At 36.3% G+C, this 21,527-nt stretch carries 19 protein-coding genes; 16 read left to right on the top strand and 3 right to left on the bottom strand.

All coding sequences use genetic code 11. From position 1 onward, the window contains the following. The first annotated feature begins 47 nt into the window (after positions 1-47). From BT1A1_RS14225 to BT1A1_RS18010, 9 genes are all read left to right on the top strand, one after another. A complete protein-coding gene (locus tag BT1A1_RS14225) occupies positions 48-308 on the top strand; it encodes a glutaredoxin family protein (protein WP_034772460.1) in 261 nt (86 codons plus the stop codon). Positions 309-518: 210 nt separating this feature from the next. Beyond that, positions 519-1,541, top strand: coding sequence for a sugar-binding transcriptional regulator (locus BT1A1_RS14220; RefSeq protein WP_034772459.1), 1,023 nt, complete (start codon positions 519-521; stop codon positions 1,539-1,541). 51 nt (positions 1,542-1,592) lie between these two features. Further along, a complete protein-coding gene (gap, locus tag BT1A1_RS14215; RefSeq protein WP_034772458.1) occupies positions 1,593-2,600 on the top strand; it encodes a type I glyceraldehyde-3-phosphate dehydrogenase in 1,008 nt (335 codons plus the stop codon). A 143-nt stretch (positions 2,601-2,743) separates the two neighbouring features. Continuing rightward, a complete protein-coding gene (locus BT1A1_RS14210; RefSeq protein WP_034772457.1) occupies positions 2,744-3,928 on the top strand; it encodes a phosphoglycerate kinase in 1,185 nt (394 codons plus the stop codon). A 351-nt stretch (positions 3,929-4,279) separates the two neighbouring features. Further along, complete coding sequence (gene tpiA / locus BT1A1_RS14205) at positions 4,280-5,035, top strand: triose-phosphate isomerase (RefSeq protein WP_034772456.1); 756 nt, start codon at positions 4,280-4,282, stop codon at positions 5,033-5,035. Further along, positions 5,035-6,570, top strand: a complete 1,536-nt coding sequence (gene gpmI / locus BT1A1_RS14200; protein ID WP_034772455.1) for a 2,3-bisphosphoglycerate-independent phosphoglycerate mutase — start codon at positions 5,035-5,037, stop codon at positions 6,568-6,570. The genes tpiA and gpmI overlap by 1 nt, the downstream gene beginning before the upstream one ends. A 36-nt stretch (positions 6,571-6,606) precedes the next feature. Next, positions 6,607-7,899 carry a phosphopyruvate hydratase gene (eno, locus tag BT1A1_RS14195; RefSeq protein ID WP_034772453.1) on the top strand — a complete coding sequence of 431 codons (1,293 nt, stop codon included), beginning with the start codon at positions 6,607-6,609 and terminating at the stop codon, positions 7,897-7,899. A 587-nt stretch (positions 7,900-8,486) separates the two neighbouring features. Then, entirely contained in the window at positions 8,487-8,627 is a 141-nt protein-coding gene (locus tag BT1A1_RS18015) for a YrzI family small protein (protein ID WP_072012707.1), read from the top strand. Between the two features lie 115 nt (positions 8,628-8,742). Continuing rightward, a complete protein-coding gene (locus BT1A1_RS18010) occupies positions 8,743-8,883 on the top strand; it encodes a YrzI family small protein (protein ID WP_072012706.1) in 141 nt (46 codons plus the stop codon). A gap of 149 nt (positions 8,884-9,032) precedes the next feature. Here the strand turns inward: BT1A1_RS18010 and BT1A1_RS14190 are convergent, their stop codons facing one another. Further along, positions 9,033-9,245 carry a hypothetical protein gene (locus BT1A1_RS14190; protein WP_034772451.1) on the bottom strand — a complete coding sequence of 71 codons (213 nt, stop codon included), beginning with the start codon at positions 9,243-9,245 and terminating at the stop codon, positions 9,033-9,035. 434 nt (positions 9,246-9,679) lie between these two features. On the opposite strand from BT1A1_RS14190, the gene BT1A1_RS14185 reads away from it, so the two are divergent. Then, positions 9,680-11,671 (top strand): methyl-accepting chemotaxis protein, encoded by a 1,992-nt coding sequence (locus tag BT1A1_RS14185; RefSeq protein WP_034772449.1) that lies wholly within the window; start codon positions 9,680-9,682, stop codon positions 11,669-11,671. Positions 11,672-11,971: 300 nt separating this feature from the next. Here BT1A1_RS14185 and BT1A1_RS17485 read toward each other — a convergent pair whose 3' ends face one another. After that, positions 11,972-13,723 carry a sigma-54-dependent transcriptional regulator gene (locus tag BT1A1_RS17485; protein WP_051989156.1) on the bottom strand — a complete coding sequence of 584 codons (1,752 nt, stop codon included), beginning with the start codon at positions 13,721-13,723 and terminating at the stop codon, positions 11,972-11,974. Between the two features lie 224 nt (positions 13,724-13,947). On the opposite strand from BT1A1_RS17485, the gene BT1A1_RS14175 reads away from it, so the two are divergent. The 4 genes from BT1A1_RS14175 to BT1A1_RS14160 all read left to right on the top strand — a co-directional run bounded on the left by BT1A1_RS14175 (position 13,948) and on the right by BT1A1_RS14160 (position 17,927). Next, complete coding sequence (locus BT1A1_RS14175; protein WP_034772446.1) at positions 13,948-14,910, top strand: 2-keto-3-deoxygluconate permease; 963 nt, start codon at positions 13,948-13,950, stop codon at positions 14,908-14,910. A 1-nt stretch (position 14,911) separates the two neighbouring features. Beyond that, positions 14,912-16,129, top strand: coding sequence for a four-carbon acid sugar kinase family protein (locus tag BT1A1_RS14170; RefSeq protein ID WP_034772443.1), 1,218 nt, complete (start codon positions 14,912-14,914; stop codon positions 16,127-16,129). Positions 16,130-16,132: 3 nt separating this feature from the next. Then, positions 16,133-17,110 (top strand): 4-hydroxythreonine-4-phosphate dehydrogenase PdxA, encoded by a 978-nt coding sequence (gene pdxA / locus BT1A1_RS14165; RefSeq protein WP_034772440.1) that lies wholly within the window; start codon positions 16,133-16,135, stop codon positions 17,108-17,110. A gap of 331 nt (positions 17,111-17,441) precedes the next feature. Next, positions 17,442-17,927 carry an NUDIX hydrolase gene (locus BT1A1_RS14160; protein WP_034772437.1) on the top strand — a complete coding sequence of 162 codons (486 nt, stop codon included), beginning with the start codon at positions 17,442-17,444 and terminating at the stop codon, positions 17,925-17,927. Between the two features lie 88 nt (positions 17,928-18,015). On the opposite strand, the gene BT1A1_RS14155 is transcribed toward BT1A1_RS14160, so the two are convergent. After that, positions 18,016-18,621, bottom strand: a complete 606-nt coding sequence (locus BT1A1_RS14155; protein WP_034772436.1) for a TetR/AcrR family transcriptional regulator — start codon at positions 18,619-18,621, stop codon at positions 18,016-18,018. A 202-nt stretch (positions 18,622-18,823) separates the two neighbouring features. Between BT1A1_RS14155 and BT1A1_RS14150 the strand changes: the two genes are divergently transcribed. Both BT1A1_RS14150 and BT1A1_RS14145 read left to right on the top strand, forming a co-directional pair. Then, positions 18,824-19,732: an ABC transporter ATP-binding protein gene (locus BT1A1_RS14150; RefSeq protein ID WP_034772433.1), complete on the top strand. Its 909-nt coding sequence runs from the start codon at positions 18,824-18,826 to the stop codon at positions 19,730-19,732. Then, positions 19,725-21,329, top strand: coding sequence for an ABC transporter permease (locus BT1A1_RS14145; protein ID WP_034772430.1), 1,605 nt, complete (start codon positions 19,725-19,727; stop codon positions 21,327-21,329). Before BT1A1_RS14150 ends, BT1A1_RS14145 begins: the two co-directional genes overlap by 8 nt. Positions 21,330-21,527 lie beyond the last annotated feature (198 nt).

Genomic DNA, 21,527 nt, shown 5'->3' with positions numbered 1-21,527 from the left:
CGATAAAAAGAAATCTGTGACAGGCCTGATTGGAAAGGAGAACTAATTTGAGACAAGAAGTTATTTTATATAAAAGGAAAGAATGCCATTTATGCGATAATGCGCTTGAAATTTTGAGACGATTACAGAATGAGTATGATTTCACCCTCAAATTGGTTGATATTGAAGAAAATGATGATTTGGAAGAAAAGTACGGTTTATATATTCCTGTTGTAGAAATTGACGGAGAGGTCATTCAATTTGGGCAAATTGATGAACATGTAATTAGAATGCGCTTACAAAAAAATAAAAATGTTAAAGATAGTTGATTTTCCATATATTCTCTGCTAACATAATAAGTGTAACGGAGATGATTTTTTTTGATATCTGTGGGACGAAAAATAACCTTATGGGTCGGTTACTGACCAATAAAATATTGAATTTCCCCAGTATTATTTTTGCTTTGAGTGGGACATTATTAACGATAGCAGGGTTTCAATAAGTCCACCTATTCCTGTTATTTGTGAGGAGAACATAGAATGAAGTCGATTATTAATGTACAAAAAAGACTAATACCGGATTTAGTTGAAATCATGCAGAAAAGATATCGAATTCTTCGTTACATAGAAATTATGCAGCCGGTTGGCAGACGCAGTTTATCCCAAAGTTTACAAATAACTGAACGGGTATTACGCAGTGAAACAGATTTTCTTAAAGATCAAGATTTAATTGCAATTTCAACGTCCGGTATGAGATTAACAGAAGAGGGAAAAATAATTTTGGACCAACTTGAACCAATTATGAAGGAATTTTCAAGTGCGCCGGAATTAGAAAAACAGTTGGCAGCTGCACTAAATCTTCAATCATGTAATGTCGTTTCCGGTAACGCCGATGAATCGGACTGGGTTAAGTCAGAATTGGGGCGTGCATGTGTAAGCAGACTTAAGGAAGTCATTAATGAAGGTCAAGTTATTAGTGTGACCGGCGGATCTACAATGAATGCTGTTGCTGAGGCATTTACTGAAAAATTAAATAAAGAGAACTTGCTGTTTGTCCCTGCTCGAGGTGGAATCGGGGCAGATATAAAAGATCAGGCAAATACAATTTGTCAAAAGATGGCAAATAAAGCCGGCGGAAACTATATGGTTCTCTATTCCCCTGATCAAGTCACGAAAGAGTTTTATGAAACCTTCATCCAAGAGTCATCCATTCGAGAAGTACTAATGAAGATCAAATCAGCAGATATTGTTATTCACGGGATTGGTGATGCAATGACAATGGCAAGAAGACGGATGACATCGGAAGAAGATATGCAAAAGCTTGTTCAGGAAAAAGCTGTTGCCGAAGCATTTGGATATTACTTTGATGAAAATGGGCGCATTGTCCATAAAGTGCAAACAGTCGGCTTGCAGCTGGAAGATTTAAAAAACATCCCTCATATATTTGCTGTTGCCGGTGGAGCTTCCAAGGCAAAGGCAATCAAGGCGTACATGAAAATCGCCCCGAAAAATACGGTTTTAATTACCGATGAAGCCGTAACAAATGAGATATTAAAAGGGTAATCCCTTTTAAATATAAAAAAATTCTTTACAGTTCAAAAGGAGGAAATGAACATGGCAGTAAAAGTTGGTATAAACGGTTTTGGACGTATTGGACGGTTAGTTTTCCGTGCAGCATTAAATAACCCTGATATTGAAGTAGTAGCTGTAAATGACTTAACAGATGCAAAAATGTTGGCTCATTTACTCAAATATGACTCTGTACACGGAACATTAGAAGAAGAAGTATCTGTTGATGGTGATTCTTTCGTAGTTGCCGGTCATAAAGTAAAAGTTATAGCTGAACGTGACCCGGCGCAAATTCCTTGGAAAGACCTTGGCGTAGAAATCGTTGTTGAATCTACCGGACGCTTCACAAAACGTGCAGACGCTGCAAAACATTTAGAAGGCGGCGCTAAAAAAGTTGTTATTTCTGCACCTGGTAAAGAAGAAGATATTACGATTGTTATGGGTGTTAATGAAGAAAAATATGATCCGGCAAATCATCATGTTATTTCCAACGCTTCTTGTACAACAAACTGCTTAGCTCCATTTGCAAAAGTTTTACAAGAAAAATTCGGAATCAAACGCGGTATGATGACAACGATTCACTCTTACACAAACGACCAACAAATTCTTGACTTACCTCATAAAGATTTTCGTCGTGCACGTGCAGCAGCTGAATCTATGATTCCAACAACAACCGGTGCTGCAAAAGCTGTTGCGTTAGTTCTTCCTGAATTAAAAGGTAAACTAAATGGTATGGCTGTTCGTGTACCAACTCCTAACGTATCATTAGTTGACCTTGTTGCTGAACTTGGTAAAGATGTAACTGTTGAAGAAGTGAACGCAGCATTCAAAGCAGCTGCTGAAGGCGAATTAAAAGGAATTCTTGCTTACAACGAATTACCGTTAGTTTCTAGAGACTATAACCATACAAATGTTTCTTCTACAGTTGACGGTTTATCAACAATGGTTATGGAAGGTAACTTAGTTAAAGTACTTGCTTGGTATGACAACGAATATGGTTACTCTAACCGTGTAGTTGATCTTGTAGACTATGTTGCAAAAAAAGGACTTTAATAAATAGATGCCCAAGATCATAAGTGATAAAACATTTAAAAGACTAATTTGAACCTTAGTCAGGGGAATGGGGATACACGATTCCCCTCCCCTTTTTTATTGTTATAATAATCATGTTCAGAAAACCCGGGGAGGTCCGAACAATGGCTAAAAAATCAGTTAGAGATGTAGATGTTAAAGGAAAACGAGTTTTTGTACGGGTAGACTTTAACGTTCCAATGAAAGATGGACAAGTAACAGATGACACGAGGATTCGTGCTGCGTTACCAACCATTCAATACTTAATAGAACAAGGTGCAAAAGTAATTTTGGCCAGCCACTTAGGTCGTCCAAAAGGTCAAGTTGTTGAAGAAATGCGCTTAACAGCAGCCGGAAATCGCCTTTCAGAACTGCTCGGCAAACCGGTTCGGAAAGCGGACGAAGCATACGGAGAATCAGTTAAAGCAGAAATTGCCAAAATGGAAAATGGCGACGTACTCTTACTTGAAAATGTACGCTTCTATCCGGGAGAAACGAAAAATGATCCGGAATTGGCTAAGGCTTTTGCTGAACTTGCCGATTTATTTGTTAACGATGCGTTTGGTTCCGCACACCGGGCTCATGCTTCGACGGAAGGGATCGCTCATTACTTACCAGCTGTTTCCGGATTTTTAATGGAAAAAGAATTAAATGTTCTCGGTGGGGCTCTTGAAAATCCAAAACGTCCTTTCACAGCTATCATTGGCGGGGCAAAGGTAAAAGATAAAATTGGGGTTATTGAAAACTTGCTTGAAAAAGTTGATAATCTCATTATTGGCGGCGGACTTGCTTATACATTTGTGAAAGCACAAGGGTATGAAATCGGTCAATCTCTTCTTGAAGAAGATAAAATTGAGTTAGCTAAACAATTTATGGAAAAAGCGAAAGCAAAAGGCGTCAACTTCTATATGCCGATTGATGCGGTTGTCGCAAAAGAATTTGCCGAAAATGCCGAATCAAAAGTGGTTGATATTAAAGAAATTCCGGCAGATTGGCAAGCACTTGATATCGGGCCGAAAACTGAAGAACTTTATCGTGATGTTGTTCAAAAATCTGCAACGGTTATTTGGAACGGACCGATGGGTGTATTCGAATTTGATAAATTTGCCCATGGTACAAAAGCAGTTGCTGAAAGTTTAGCAGAAGCTACCGACGCAATTACGATTATTGGTGGTGGTGACTCTGCAGCTGCTGTTGAAAAATTCCATTTAGCAGAAAAAATGACTCATATTTCAACCGGCGGCGGTGCATCCCTTGAATTTATGGAAGGTAAAGTATTGCCGGGCGTTGCAGCATTAAATGATAAATAAGCAGCATTGTTCAATTATTGACTACCAAATTCGTACAGCATGAAATATTTGCTGCTAAATTAGAGAGCGGTGCAAGTAAAAAATCATTTGTATTGATACGATCATGTTACGAATATCTTTACATTTGTTCAATCACGTGCAATGAAGTAAAAAAACATTCGTATTGATACGGACCCGGTTGGAATGTACATGCATATTCCAGCATTAATGATAAATTATTCGTATTAACAGTGTGCCGGCTCTGCAAGATTTCCTCGCCTTTTCATTGATAAGGATACAAGTTTTGTGGAAATATACAATTGCAGGGCCAATCGTAAAGATGGAAGAAAGCAAGTAAAGGGAAGGTGTATTATGCGTAAACCGATTATAGCAGGGAACTGGAAAATGAATAAAACCTTGCAAGAAGCAGTCAATTTTGCATCTGAAGTAAAGCAGAAAATCCCGAGTTTTGAATCGGTTGAATCCGTCATCTGTGCCCCGGCGCTTTTTCTGGATCGACTTGTTCAAGAAATAAAAGGAACGGACCTTCGTGTTGGTGCACAAAATATGCATTTTGAAGATGAAGGAGCATTTACCGGAGAAATCAGTCCGGTAGCCTTAAAAGATTTAGGTGTACAATATGTGATTATTGGCCATTCTGAACGGCGGGAAATGTTCAATGAAACCGATGAGTCAGTCAATAAAAAGGTTCATGCAGCTTTTAGACACGGATTAACTCCAATCATGTGTGTAGGAGAAACATTGGAAGAACGAGAAGCTGGCCAATGGCAACAAGTCGTTCATACGCAAACACGAAAAGGACTTGTCGGATTAACCAAAGAACAAGTGGCAAAAGTAGTTATTGCCTATGAACCGATTTGGGCAATCGGTACCGGGAAAACCGCCAGTGCGGAAGATGCAAATGAAGTATGTGCTTATATCCGGGAAACGGTGGCAGAACAATATGATCAAGGTACAGCGGAAAAGATACGGATCCAGTATGGTGGCAGTGTAAAGCCTGGCAATATCCAAGAATTAATGAACCAATCAGATATTGATGGGGCATTAGTTGGCGGTGCCAGCCTAGATCCAAATTCATTTTTACAACTATTGGAGGCAGGAAAATAATGAGTAAATCTCCAACAGCGTTAATCATCCTGGATGGATTTGGTTTACGCGAAGAAACGAAGGGAAATGCGGTAGCACATGCAAATAAACCGAATTTTGACCGTTACTGGAATGAGTTTCCGCATTCAACGCTAAGGGCAGACGGTGAATTTGTCGGCCTTCCTGAAGGTCAAATGGGAAACTCCGAAGTCGGTCATATGAACATCGGTGCCGGCCGCATTGTTTATCAAAGTTTATCAAGAGTTAATATTTCTATTCGTGAAGGCGAATTTGCTAAAAATCAAACATTCCTTAATGCAATGAATCATGTGAAAGAAAAAGGAACGAACTTGCACATATTCGGACTTTTGTCAGATGGTGGTGTACATTCCCATATTAATCATATGTTTGCATTGCTAAAACTTGCCGCTGATCAAGGCGTGAAAAATGTTTATGTACACGCCTTTTTAGATGGACGGGATGTCGGTCCACAAACGGCAAAAACTTATATTCATGAAACACTTGAAAAAATGAAAGAATATGGTGTAGGTCAGTTCGCTACGATTTCTGGCCGATACTATGCTATGGACCGTGACAAACGTTGGGATCGTGAAGAAAAATGTTACCGTGCCATGGTTTACGGAGAAGGTCCAACCTACCAAGATCCCATTCAATTGGTAGATGACAGTTATGCAAATGGAATTTATGATGAATTCGTCATTCCATCTGTTATGGTAAACGAAAATGGTAAACCGGTAGCAACGATTAAAGACGAAGATGCAGTCATCTTCTATAACTTCCGTCCTGACCGGGCCATTCAAATCTCAAATGTTTTCACAAATGAAGAATTCGACGGGTTTGATCGTGGTCCAAAATGGCCGAGAAACTTACATTTCGTATGTTTAACTCATTTCAGTGAAACCGTAAAAGGTTATGTGGCTTACGAACCGGTGAACTTGGATAATACATTAGGTGAGGTTTTGGCTAAGCATGATCTAAAGCAATTACGTATAGCTGAAACTGAAAAATATCCACATGTTACGTACTTCTTTAACGGTGGAAAAGAAGAAGTGAATCCCGGTGAGGATCGAATCTTAATTAACTCACCAAAAGTGGCAACTTATGATTTAAAACCGGAAATGAGTGCTTATGAAGTAACCGATGCTTTAATTGAGCAAATTAAAGCTGACAAATATGATGTGATCATTTTAAACTATGCGAACCCTGATATGGTTGGTCACTCCGGGAAATTGGAACCGACTGTAAAGGCAATTGAAGCTGTTGATGAATGCTTGGGTAAAGTAGTTGACTTGATACTTGAAAAAGGCGGCAAAGCCATTATTACCGCTGACCATGGTAACTCGGAAGAAGTAATTACTTTAGAAGGAAACCCAATGACTGCCCATACAACCAATCCGGTTCCCGTTATTGTAACAGACAAAAATGTTACCTTACGTTCCGGTGGTAAATTAGGTGATTTAGCACCAACTATACTTGATATAATGGGAATTCAAAAACCGAAAGAAATGACCGGAGAATCCATCATTGCAAAATAATGACCAATAAATGGAAATAAAGGAGAGGTTTTAGATATGCCAACAATTACTGAAATTTATGCTCGTGAAGTACTTGACTCCCGCGGCAACCCAACTGTAGAAGTAGAAGTATTAACAGAATCCGGCGCATTTGGCCGCGCTTTAGTACCAAGTGGTGCATCCACCGGTGAATATGAAGCTGTAGAATTACGTGACGGTGACAAAAGCCGTTATTTAGGAAAAGGTGTTTTAAAAGCTGTAGAAAATGTAAATGACATTATTGCACCGGAAATTATCGGCTTCAACGTTATGGATCAAGTAGCAATCGATAAAGCGATGATTGAACTTGATGGAACTCCAAATAAGGGAAAATTAGGTGCAAATGCCATTCTTGGCGTATCTTTAGCGGTTGCTCGTGCCGCCAGCGACTTCCTTGGCGTTGAATTATATCAATATCTTGGTGGATTCAATGCAAAACAACTTCCGGTACCAATGATGAACATCCTAAACGGTGGGAAACATGCTGACAGTACGGTTGATATTCAGGAATTCATGGTCATGCCTGTAGGTGCGCCAAACTTCCGTGAAGCATTACGTATGGGTGCTGAAGTATTCCACAGCCTCCGTTCTGTTTTAAAAGCAAAAGGCTATAATACCGCTGTTGGTGATGAAGGTGGCTTTGCTCCAAGTTTAAAAACAAACGAAGAAGCACTTTCTACAATTGTAGAAGCAATCGAAAAAGCTGGTTACAAACCTGGTGAAGAAGTAATGCTTGCAATGGACGTTGCTTCCTCGGAATTATTTAACAAAGAAGATGGGAAATACCACTTCCCTGGTGAAGGTGTTGTTCGTACATCTGAAGAAATGGTTGCATTCTATGAAGATCTTTGCAGCAAATACCCAATCGTATCTATTGAAGACGGTCTCGATGAAAACGACTGGGAAGGATTTAAACTTTTAACGGAACGTCTTGGTAAAAAAGTTCAATTAGTCGGTGATGACCTGTTCGTTACGAATACAGAAAAACTTGCTCGTGGTATTGAACAAGGAATTGCAAACTCTATCCTAATCAAAGTAAACCAAATCGGTACATTAACGGAAACTTTTGATGCAATTGAAATGGCGAAACGTGCCGGTTACACAGCTGTTGTATCCCATCGCTCCGGTGAAACTGAAGATACAACAATTGCTGATATCGCTGTTGCTACAAACGCCGGTCAAATTAAAACAGGTGCTCCATCTCGTACCGATCGTGTTGCAAAATACAACCAACTGCTTCGTATTGAAGACCAATTGGCTGAAACAGCACAATACCTTGGTAAAAACACATTCTACAATTTGAAAAAATAATTGTATGAATGTTTTAAAAGGCTACCCTCTATTTTTCCGGGGTAGCCTTATTTTTTGAACAAAACTTCCTTAAAACAGTGTCAGGAGTTCATCAGAAGATTCCGTCCACAATGATAAATAATTCAACGATAGTAAAGTCACCCTTATATAATCGGATTTCGGGTCAATAAAAATTTTTTCTGTATTGGCTCATAAAGAGAGCGATGGGATCATATATTTGTTATAAAAACATTCATTTTATTCTAGTATAGTTTTATGGAAATACAAAAACAATTACAAATTAGGCAAAAAATTAGTTTACAAATTACCATAAAGTGGATATAATTACCAATGTAAGAAAAAATCTTAAGGAGGTCGAGTGCAATGATGATTATTAAAAATTTCTTTGGCAAAACAATCATGAATCGAAATAACACGCATTCGACCGAATCTAAATGGATCGCTTAGGATTTATTTGCAATTAAGTATATCCATGCCGTAGGGAGAATCGTGCCCTGCGGTATTTTTGTGCCTTTTTAAAGCCGCAGGGAGCAGTCTCTTTGCGGCTTTTTACATTTTTTTGATATAGAAATGGAGGTGAAAAGAATATGACCATCAATATTTTGTTTGTCAGCATTACAATAAAACAGCGGGAAATTTCTCTTGAAGAGGAACTTCATAATCAACAAGTTGAAAAACTTTATGAACAGAACCAAATGCGAATTTCCACTTTTATGGGGAACCATTAATTTAGTGAAAAAAACTTAGGAAAGGTGTGAGGACAAATGATTTTACGATATAGGCGATTTATGAGTTGTACTGGAGGTCGGATGCTGAATAACCGGATAAGGAGGTGAAAAGAGCATGACCATCAATATTTTGTTTTTTACAATTACAATCAGCAAAAGGAAGATCACCCTTGAAGAAGCACTGAACGACCAGAGGGTGGAAAAATTATATGAGGAAAATAAAGACCGTGCGGCAAAATATATCCGCAATTTATAATTTGTACGAAAATATGAAGGAAAGGTGGTTATCATGATGATTTATATCATGCAAAAGAGATTTTCAATTTTATGGGTGGAGAAAGATACCACCTAGTCATTTTTGTTAGGAGGTTGGAAAATTGTCACTTCATATGTTGATTATTATGTTTATTTATAGAAAGAGAAAGAAATAGCTATAAAAAAATCAAGCCAAGTTTGATACCATTCGTTCATAACAGGTAAAATTGACTCGTTAGTTTTTTTAGAAACTGCATTTTTATGGACACCTAAAAGCAGAGTAATTCGCTCTGCTTTTTTTACTCGGAAAGTACCCCGGTGTTCTCCTCGAAGACTTGAATAGCTCCCATTCGTTTTTCTCATTCAGTTATCTCTATAAATCTAATACATCTATAAATTTACGAAAGCATAATATTTAGCTCCCTTCCATTTATTACAGGTTTTAGTAAAAAACTATCCCAAAAAAACTTTTTTGGTACATAAATTTAATCATAGTACCCGAAACATTTAGACAAATAAAAATATAACAACAATGTCCTTATGCATAAAACATCAGCACGAAAAGTCGATAAAATAAAGGAGTCACTTTTTGGGTTATATTATTTTAGTAAAATAAGGGCTTTTTTAGAAACCAACATAGGCTTCCAAAATCATACCCCCACCATCTACCCTAAAATAGGTTTAGTTTCAAACTGACCGGTATTCATTTGTTCCATATTGACTAGACAATGAAATGGCGCATGTTCTTAAAAAAGTAAATATGATTTACACTCAAAAACATAAAGGAGGAATTTTAGTTGAAAGAAAATGGGGACAGGAAAAAATTTGCATTAAATATAAGGAACAAGCTGATTATCTCCTTTTTATGCACATTATTAATTCCGAGTATTGTAATAGGATTAACCTCATATATAAGTGCAAATGATAAAACTGAGGACCAAATAATGAAAATGGCTAAGAAAGATGTATCGATTGTTGGTAATACTATCAGTCAATTTATGAAAGCACAGATGGAAAATATCGATTATCTGTCTAATGAAATTATAGCCGGTAATATCGTTAATGGTGAGGATGCGAAAACGAGGGAAGTTTTAGACAATATTCAAAACGCAAAGGAAGATGTCGTTGAACAGACCTATGTTGGAAATGAGAACGGGGAATTTATGAATTCTCCAACATCCTTTAAAAACCCGCCAGACTATGACCCGAGGGAAAGACCATGGTACCAGCAAGCGATGGATCAACCAGATAAAGTGATTATCACGGACCCGTATATTTCAAAATCTTCAAATGAAGTTGTGGTAACATTGGCGAAAGCAACAGCAGATGGCCAGGGGGTTGTTGCAGTTAACTTAAAGCTGGATAGTTTAACGAATATTATTAGTAGTATTAAAATTGGTAATGATGGTTATTTATTTGTACTAGATAAAACTGGAAAGGTCATTAGCCACCCGAATTTTGACCCTGGGAAAGAATTAACGGGAAATTTTACCAAAAAGATGTATGATTCTAAAACAGGTCATTTTGATTATGTTTTCAAGAAGGAAGCTAAAAAATTGACGTATGTGACAAACGACGTTACAGGTTGGAAAATTGTCGGTACAATGTTGAATAATGAGGTAAATCAAGAAGTGAGACACATTTTAATGACTACTTTATATGTAATCATCTTATCGCTAATTATCGGAACAACGATTGTCTTGTTTATTACGCGCTCGATCTCCAAGCCAATCAAATTATTAGCCGATGCAAGTGGGAAAATTAGTCAGGGTGATTTAACTGTTCATATTGATTTGGAAAGAAATGATGAGCTTGGAAAATTAGCAAAAGCCTTCAACAATATGCGAAAACATCTTCATTTTGTTATTACGGAAGTTCGTGACAAAGCTGGCAGTCTTACATCTGCTTCTGAGCAATTAAACTTAGGGGCGGAACAAAATACAGCAGCAACAGAGTTAATTTCGTCATCAATTCAAGAGATTGCATCTAGTATGGATGACCAATCGAACAATATTTTAGAGAGTCAAAAAGTAGCAGAGGGCATGGTAAATTCTATTCATGAAATGTCGGTAATGGCGAATGATGTGACACAAACAGCTCAAAGTACGAAGCAAGCTGTTGATGAAGGAAATAAATCAATAGAAAAAACAATTAACCAAATGGAATCAATTAAGCAAAACACCCTTGAATTAGCAACAAACATTCAAGGCTTAGGTAATCTGTCTTCTGAAATTAATAAAATTATCGATGTAATTACAGATATTGCCGGTCAAACAAATTTACTTGCATTAAATGCTGCAATAGAGGCGGCAAGAGCGGGCGAACATGGAAAGGGGTTTGCTGTTGTTGCTGATGAGGTACGTAAATTGGCGGAAGAGTCCACTCAATCGGCAGAAAAAATTAAACAAATGATTGAAAAAATTCAAGATGAAACATCAACCACAGTACAGTCCATGGAAGCAGCAACCGAACAAGTAGAAAAAGGAATTTCCGTGGCAAACAATGCAGGTTCATCTTTTTCAACAATAAAAGGGTTCACGGATAAAATTACTGATCAAGTAAAGGTTGTTGCAACGAATATTGAAGGAATTTCTGCAGGAGCGAAACAGTTTATTCAAACATTCCAACAAGTCACATCAACTGCAGAAGCAACGACATCTGAAGCTCAAAACGTTTCTGCATCGACGGAGGAACAACTTGCATCTATGGAAGAAATTGCTCATTCTGCTGCATCCCTAACAGCAATTGCTGAGGAGTTACAAGAGATAGTTAACCAATTTAAATTGTAACAACTTACCTAATGAGCACATTAGTGAAAAGAACAAGGGCACAAACTGCTAAATCAGTTTGTGACTTTTCATGTTTGTAAATATCATAACCACAGACTTTTTAAATCTTGGAGTTAAAGTAAGAAGTAATAAATTCACTTATGTATAACAAAAACCCGCTAAAATACTGCAGTTATTCTCTATTTGCGGGTTTTTGTTTACCTAATAACTAACGAACTTATGTTAAAGTTATAATATACCCCTCCGTTTTAATATAATTCTATTATTTTCCACTTTCTAATTAAATGCTAACTAATATTACTAAAGATCATCTCTAAGAATTCTCCATAAAGTACTCCGACTAATTTTCAATTCCTTTGCCGTTTTAGTTTGATTACCATCGTTTTTCTTTAAAGCTTCTTTTACAATTTCATGTGTGATTTCTTTAAGTGATAGGTTATCATATCTTGATGTATTTTGAGCCGGAGATGTAATACTAGATAAGGCACCTTCATTTTCCAAAACCATTCTTACGCTTTTTTGATTGATATAGGAAGTTTTCGTAATAACAAATAGCTCTTCTAAAACTCTCTTTAATTGCAGTAAGTTTTGTGGCCAATCATATTCAATCAATATCTGTAGAGCACTAGGCTCTAAACCGATAATTTGCTTACCATATTTATAATTTAAGGAATTAATATATATGCTTATTATTGGACCTATATCTTGTTTTCGTTCTCTAAGACTGTATAGGTTAATAATGTTGCAGTCAAATGTTTGTAATGGTGAATTCTTTTTAGGCTGATTGTTAAGGTTTTTTGTATAGGATAGAATCCAATTGTTGTTAAAAGGTTGAGAATGTGTAATATAATCTAAAACTAGATTTAGATTTTTATTTGAAAGTAATTCAATGTGACTAATATAAAAAGTTGAGTTTGAATCTAAAAAGATTGATTGGTCTGAGAAGAATAAAATATCAAATTCTTCGGGACTTAGTTCACCAACGTTAATCTTCCATAACCGTTTATTCTTAAATTTCCTATGAAGCATCCTTGCTGTTTTCTCTTTTCCCGTCCCAACTTCACCGATTAATAAGATTGGCTTTTTTGATCTTGATAACATTGTTACAATATTTTTATTATTTCCAACTAGATAAGAGCTGTTTATTAATTCTTCAAATGAATTTTCTTTTTCTCCATTATCATTAGTCAATGTTATACTTCGAGAAGGAATATTGGTATTTACTGGTTTTAGAGAAATATATATAAAAGAATTTTTTAAAATACATTCAACCTCATATAGCTTTCCATAATATTTTTCATAAGAAATTTGTTTATTATTTTCCTGAAGATGTCGACTCTTAAGATTAAGAATAAGGTGATTTAATAAAGTAGGTGAGTTTTTTCCTCCACTTTGAAATACCAATTCATAATTTTTGTTAAAAATAAAAGTGTAGTATTCAAGTGCCTTTTGAAATTTAGAATGGAAATCTATTTTTTCCTTAAGTTCATATGAATATCTTGCAATAACAATTGCATTATTAAAAGCATCCATGGTGCTCTCTTCTCCCGATAGGATAAGAATGGAATTAAGTTCATATTCGGCAGCAATTCTAGATGTAATTTGATCACCGATAATGAGGTCAAAGTTATTCTTTTTTAAATTTCTTATGACATCACCAACTTCATTTTGATCATTAATCGTAATTATATCTAGGTCAATACCAAGTAACTCTGCAATTGTGTGAGCAGGTTTAGTAATATTGGAAAACCCAATTATTGCATACTTTTCTCTAAAGTTTTCTGCAAGTTTTATTGCATGTAAAATATCAAAAACTGAAACCTCAATCTCAATAGTGGGAATGTTCACTTCCTTTCTTAATAGTTGAGCAGTTCCACCCCGGGAAATAATAATATCAAAATCTTCTTCTTTTTCCTTTGCAAGTGCAACACCTTCATATAGGTCCCCTACAAAACCTTCAAAATATAAATCTTCAAATTTAGAAGCAATTTGCTTCATAGTAAGCAGTAAATATTCAAAGGGTGCTATACCTAGGACTCGAATCTTATTCATGGAAATATCTCCTTTGTTTCAAATTGAAACACTTTTATATTAATATAATATAATATTTTTCCTGTGGAGTAAATATGTTTGAAAATGAAACAAATTAAAGAGAATTAGTATAGTAAAAATAATGTAATCGCTTTATGATTGAAAATGTAGTCAGTAAATGATTTTAATAATGTCTCTAATTAATTGGGGAAATGTTAGAATCAGTAAATTAAAAGGAGGATATTATGAAGATATTACAAACAGTTAAAAAAATTCCGGGTGGTATGATGGTAGTACCATTAATTCTGGGAGCTTTAACAAACACATTTTTCCCACAGTTTTTTGCTGTTGGTGGATTTACCGAAGCATTATTTAAAACAGGGGCAGCTACATTATTAGGAGCATTTTTATTATGTAATGGAGCCCAAATTAACATAAAGCAAGCTGGAACACCAATCTTAAAGGGAGTCATTTTACTTGTTACGAAGGTAGGTATAGGAGCATTAATCGGGATTGTTGTCAACTATTATTTTGGTATGGAAGGAGTTTTAGGAATTACACCTTTAGCTATTGTTGCTGCGATGACCAATAAGAATGGGGGGCTATATGCTGCTCTTGCAGGAGAATATGGAGATTCAACAGACGTTGGCGCAACCTCCATTATTGCGCTAAGTGACGGTCCGTTCTTTACATTACTAGCTTTTGGAGCAACTGGACTTGCAGAAGTTCCATTTTCAGCACTTATAGCTGCACTCATTCCTATTCTACTTGGTTTTATTTTAGGTAATTTAGATGAAGACATTCGGGATTTTTTGGCACCAGGTACTACCTTATTAATTCCTTTCTTTGCATTTCCTTTAGGAGCAGCTTTAAACTTTAGTCAATTAATTACTGCAGGAGCTTCTGGAATCATTTTAGGTATTGCATGTACTTTAATTACAGGATTTGCTGGATACTTTGTATATAAACTACTAAAATTTGAACATCCTGTAGTTGGAGCGGCAATTGGTTCAACAGCTGGTAACGCAGTCGGAACACCAGCAATCATTGCAACAATTGATGATGGTTTTTCTGCTATATCAGCTGAAGCTACTGCCCAAGTTGCTGCAGCAATCATTGTCACAGCAATTCTATGTCCTATCCTTGTTAGTCTCTTGAATAAATATGAAAAAAAGAAGAAAAGAATCCTTGCTAACGAGGTTGGATGAAATGAAAAAAAAATATTTAATTATAGCTGATGATTTGACGGGTTCAAATGACTCAGGTGTACAAATGAAAAAAAGAGGAATTCCTGTCGATGTTTTACTATTTCCCAAAAAAGGAAGTATTGATAATTCTATCGTTTTGGATACAGAATCTCGTAATTTGCCTAAAGAAGATGCATTTCAAAAAGTAAAGAGACTAACAAGTGAGGTTCTTGAATATAATCAATTTGATATTGTATATAAAAAGGTAGACTCTACCCTTCGTGGGAATATCGCAGTTGAGGTAAAAGCAGTATGTGATATATATAAGCCAACAAAGGTGGTTTTTGCGCCTGCCTACCCAAAGATTGGAAGAACGACGCAAAATAAAATTCATATGCTGTCTGGGACTCCATTAATGCAAACCGAGGTTGCTAATGATCCTCTTAGTCCAATTAAAACGGATAATATAGTCGAATTACTTGAAAATGAGCTGAAAGTAAAAGTCATTCATCATAGCCAAAAAAGTTTATATGAAGATGTTGATATATTAAACGGTGGTGTATTCCATACTTTTGATATTCTAACAACAGCTGACATCTTAAAATTGGCTAGTATATTAATTAATACCAATGAGAGAATATTATATGTTGGTTCTGCAGGATTAACAGAAGGAATATTTGAGAATATCTATCCTGTTGCACCGGTATTATCTGTTGTAGGCAGTATAAGTGAAGCTAGTCGTAATCAAATGAATTATGCAGAAAAAAATGGAGTTGAAGTTATTCAAATTGATATTGAGTCAATATTTGATAAAAAAAGATATCCTGATTATACAGAGAAAATCGTTGATGCTTTAAACAGTAAAAAGGATGTTATATTAACTGCGTGCAGAACGAGAGAAGAATACGCAGCTACTATAGCTTATGCAGAAAAACAAAAAGGATTGTCAAAAATTGATAGTAGCACATTTGTTCAAAACAGTTTATCAAGCATTACAAAAGGAGTACTGGAAAGTGTAGATGTCTCGGGATTATTTTTAACGGGTGGAGACACCGCAATTGCTGTCATCGATAAATTGGAGGGAACTGGGTGTACAATTGAAGCTGAGGTATTAACCGGAATTATTAAGTCAAAATTAATTGGTGGAAAATATGACGGAACCAATTTGATTACTAAGGCCGGTGCATTTGGAAAAGAAGAAGATTTACTATACTGTATTGGAAAATTAAAGGAGAAATGAAAAATGGAAAAGATTGGAATTACAATGGGTGATCCTGCAGGTGTTGGACCTGAGATTTCTGTTAAGGCATTAGCTAGTAATGTGGACTACTTAAATAACGCTATTATTTTCGGTAGTACATCGATTATTAATTTCTATGTAAATTTATTAAATCTCGATTATAAAGTTAATTCAATCACGAAGCCTTCAGAGTTCAAATCAGGATATATAAATGTATTAAACGTTATGGATTTATCCTTTGATGATATAAAGATTGGTGAAGTGAGTCCGACTGCAGGGGCTGCGGCATATAAATATGTGGAATCAGCAATTCAATTTTCGCTAAATAGAGAAATTGGACCAGTTGTAACAGCCCCTTTAAACAAAGAAGCATTACATTTAGGTGGTTATAATTTTGATGGACATACAGAAATTTTTGCAACATTAACAAATACAAAAAAATATACAATGATGCTTTGGAGCGAGAGGCTATCAGTAGTACACGTTTCCACCCACGTAGCCTTGAGGGAGGCATGTAATCGTGTCAAAAAGGATAGAGTGATGGAGTGTATTGAACTAGCACACGATGCCTTAATAAAACTAGGAGTTACGAACCCTAAAATAGCAGTAGCGGGACTAAATCCCCATAGTGGAGAGGCTGGATTATTTGGAAATGAGGATATGGATGAAATTGTTCCAGCTGTAAACGAAAAGAAAGCTCAAGGTTATAATGTAGAAGGCCCGGTTCCTCCAGATACTGTATTTTTAAAAGCTTCACAGGGTAAATATGATATTGTTGTTGCCATGTATCACGATCAAGGACATATTCCAATGAAATTATTGGCATTTGATAGTGGCGTAAATGTTACATTGGGCTTACCAATTATTCGGACCTCGGTTGATCATGGAACTGCTTTTGATATAGCAGGTAAGGGGATCGCTAAGGAGGAATCTATGTTATGGGCTATTAAATTGGGTATTCAATTTAGTAGAAATTCATAATTTGTAACAATGTTTAGTTGTTAGGAAGACATTGCGAGAAGAAACTGCTTTCCCGATTGTTAGAGACCAATTAACAATTGGAAAGCAGTTTCTCTTATTTAATCTACATTTCGGTGTTTTTATATAATCCCGTCATGCAGTTTTATCCATAACGCAATGAATCAATTTTTTCGCCTATCCCCATCATGATGTTTTGAGATTTTGCCAATTTAGCTTCACGGAATTTGAAACCAATTGATACCCATTCTAATACAGAAGCCCTTAGTAAGTTTTCAATGGATAACAATATGTGATATGATAGTGAAAAGAAAATAATTTGGAGTGACCAGAAATGGAATTATGGGATGTTTATGACATCAACCGGAAGAAAACGGGGAAAACTCATCTGAGAAGTGTACCGTTACCAGAGGGAAGTTATCATTTAGTTGTTCATGCGATTATTGAAAATGAGCGGGGTGAAGTACTTATCTCGAAACGGCACCCTACAAAACCATATGGGAATCTCTGGGAATGTAATGGAGGATCGGTCCTTGCAGGTGAAACGAGTTTGCAAGGAATCCTCCGTGAAATAAAAGAAGAAATTGGGATGGACCTCAACCCGGATAATGGTAAAATCATTCACCAAGAGACAAGGGATTGCTCCCATTACGATTTATGGTATTTCCAGCAAAACGCTAATATCCACGATTTAGCATTGCAAGCGGAGGAAGTTTCCGATGCCAAATGGGTCAATCAGAAGGAATATGATGTGATGGTTACAAATCAAGAAATTGTACCATCAATTGACCACTATTTTCGGTTAGTTTTTAAAAAATAGATTGCTTGCCTACCGGAGACGGAAATTTGGTTTGGATTCAAAATAAAAGCTAAAAAGCCCGTGAATATCGCGGGCTTTTTATAATCTCTTACAGTTTTTCATTTACCTTCCCATTTCTTTTTCCATACATTCCATAAAAGAAAAGAGTCGTTAATTCTTCCGTTAGGGGTAGAGCGACTTGATATACATCTTTCCGTTGAAAAAATTCCTTGAACATTTGAATATAAAGGAGAATGACTTCATTGGATAAACTTGGGTCAACATAGCCTTGCTTTTTTCCTTCATTAAATAATTCAATCAACCGTGGAAGTACTTTTTCATTGAATAGTTTTTCGATATCGTTCTTTTCTTTAGCATATTCCTTCATAATGTATTGGTAAAAATCTTCATGAATGTGGGCGGCAATTTCTTTTTTATTGAAAATGATTTGTTTTACCTTCTCGTAAAACGGAAGGGAGCTGTTGAATAATTGTTCATAATCTTTCCATACTTGATTGACATAATAAATAATGACTTCATGGACCAAATTATCTTTACTTTCAAAGTAGTTATAAATCGTCACTTGGGAAACAGCTGCCTTACTAGCAATTTCCGCAATAGATACTTTTTGAACGCCATTTGTCAGGAACAAGTTTAATGCTGCATCCAGTATGTTTCTTTTTTTTAATTCCCGACGTCTTTCGAATCCGTCCATCCATTTTCACCTCAATATTAGTGTAAACATAAATTTGAAATTAAACAATAAAAATATTTCATAAATTGGTTGCAATTTATTGGTTTTAGATATATTATGAAATATATAGATTAAAATATTTCAAAACCTACGGGACGAAAATTTTGTAATGTAATTTTCTTAGCGCTAGAATTCACCTTCCATTTTAAAGGAGAGGATTATAATGACCATTCTGCAGACCATTGATTTAACGAAAAAATTTGGGAAGTTTACTGCCTTGGATCAGATTAACTTACAAGTAAACGAAGGGGAAATTTACGGGTTTATTGGGCCGAACGGAGCAGGAAAATCAACGACAATTCGGACACTTCTCGGTATGTTAAAACCGACATCGGGAACGGCAAAGATTTTTGGGAAAGATACTTGGAAGGATGCGGTGGAAATTCATAAGCGAATTGCCTATGTACCCGGAGATGTAAATCTTTGGCCAAACTTGACGGGAGGAGAGGTAATTGACATTCTCTTGAAAATGAATGGACAGGTGGATAAGAAACGGCGGGATGTTTTTATCGATAGGTTTCAACTGGATCCGAAGAAAAAATGCCGCTCTTATTCAAAGGGGAACCGGCAGAAAGTAGCTCTTGTGGCATCCTTCAGTCGTGATGCGGATTTATATATTTTAGATGAACCAACTTCAGGACTTGATCCATTGATGGAACATACTTTTCAGGAGTGTATAAAAGAAGTGCAAGCAAATGGCAAAACAGTTTTCTTATCAAGTCATATTTTATCAGAAGTGGAAAAGGTTTGTGATAAGGTAGGAATCATTCGTCAAGGTAAAATTATTGAAACCGGTACATTAACAGAATTGCGGCATCTTACTCGAACGAAAATCACTGTTGTGACAAAAGAACCGATTACAAATTTAGAAAAAATATCGGGTGTTCATCAAGTCACAAACCATAATCAGGAATGGAATTTTCAAGTAGATACGGAAAAACTTGGTGAAGTGATCCGGTATCTTAGTTCCTTCAGCATAGTAAAATTTGAAAGTATGCCACCAACATTAGAGGACTTGTTTATGCGCCACTATAAGGAAACTAAGCAAGCTGGGGGTGCTGGCCATGCTTGAAAATCTTTTTAAAGGGACCGGACCAATTACAAAATTAATTTTAAAACAAAACCGTTTTAAAATCGTTGCTTGGTTATTGAGTCTTGTTATTGTGACATTGGCAGTTGCGTCCGCATATCCGGGTGTATATAAATCTGAGCAAGATATAATGGCCTATGCTCTTACGATGGATAACCCGGCGATGATTGCCATGCTTGGTCCCGGATATGATGCAGCGGACTACAATACAGCATCCATTTTTGCCAATGAAATGTTGATTTTCACTTTAATTGCGGTGGCGGTCATGAATATTTTGCTTGTTAGCCGGGCAACGAGAGCGGATGAAGAGGATGGGCAAATGGAGTTAGTACGTGCCTTGTCGGTTGGAAAACTATCCTATTTATCTTCGAGTCTCATTATGGCAGTGATGCTTAACGGTATCCTCACAGTTCTTGTAGGTGCAAGCTTATCTTTATTAAATTTGGAAGGGATGGATTTGGAAGGGACATTTTTATATGGCGCAATTCTTGGGGTGACCGGTCTTACCTTTGCAGGGTTTACAGCTTTGTTTGCCCAGCTTTCAGAAACGTCACGTGGAGCAACTGGTTTTTCATTTGCTGCCATGATTACTTTTTATTTGATTCGAGCCATCGGTGATACCGGGCAGGAAGGCTTGTCTCTTGTCTCTCCACTTGGCTGGGCTGTTCGTACCGATGTTTTTGTAGAAAATCATTGGTGGCCGGTGCTGTTATTACTGCTTTTACTAGTTGTACTAATTGGTCTCACTTTTTACTTAAATTCGATTCGAGATATGGGGGCAGGTTTTTTACCGGAACGAAAAGGGAAAATACATGCTTCAACCTTTCTGCAAACACCAGTTGGTCTTGCTTTTCGATTGCAGAGAACAAATATTATTGCTTGGGGCATTGGTGTCTTTGTTCTTAGTGCTTCATTTGGATCGATATTAGGGGAACTAGAAACATATTTTGCCGATATGGAAATTTTACAGGTCTATTTACAGGGAGACTCGGGAACATCGATGAGGGATTCTTTTATTTCTTTACTTATGGGGATTATGTCCATGATTGCCTCTATCTCGGTTGTTATGACGATTGTAAAAGTAAAGAGTGAAGAAAGCAAAAATCAAACAGAACTTATCTATAGCCGAGCAGTATCCAGAAATAAATTATTGGGCAGTTATTTAGGTTTAGCAATTATAACAAGTTTTTTGATGCAGACATTTATTGCCACTGGTTTATGGTCGGTTGGTTCTTGGGTGTTAACGGATGAGTTGGATACAGGCACGATCTTCCTGTCAGCTTATGTCTATCTACCGGCAATTTGGTTTTTAGTAGCGTTAACAACACTATTAATCGGATTAAAGCCAAAAATAACGGGACTAACTTGGTTTTATGTCGTTTATTGCTTCTTAATTATCTATGTTGGGGATTTGTTTGACTTACCGGAATGGGTGAAAAAATTATCTGTTTTCCATTTCGTACCATATATGCCGCTGGATGATTTCGTCTGGTCATCAACCATTGCAATCACGATTGGATCAGTTATTGTCTCAATAATGGGTGTAATCGGCTATAATAAGAGAGATATTATTGGATGAAAACGAAGGGAGAACCGTTCTAGTTCTCTCTCCTTTTCTGTTCTTTCTAGTGACAAATATAAAATTTTAAGTGAAAAATGAAACAATCTTATATTGTACAGACAGGTTCATAGTTGTATCTTTTTGTGACATGTTATAATTTTCCTTAAAAATTTTTAAGTGTAACCGAATGTGTCTTTACCTAAATGTACAGACACA

Source organism: Caldibacillus thermoamylovorans (genome assembly GCF_000751775.1).
Taxonomy (GTDB): Bacteria; Bacillota; Bacilli; order Bacillales; family Caldibacillaceae; genus Caldifermentibacillus; species Caldifermentibacillus hisashii.
Note: the sequence above shows the minus strand (reverse complement) of the source record. Positions and strands in the feature narration are given on the sequence as shown.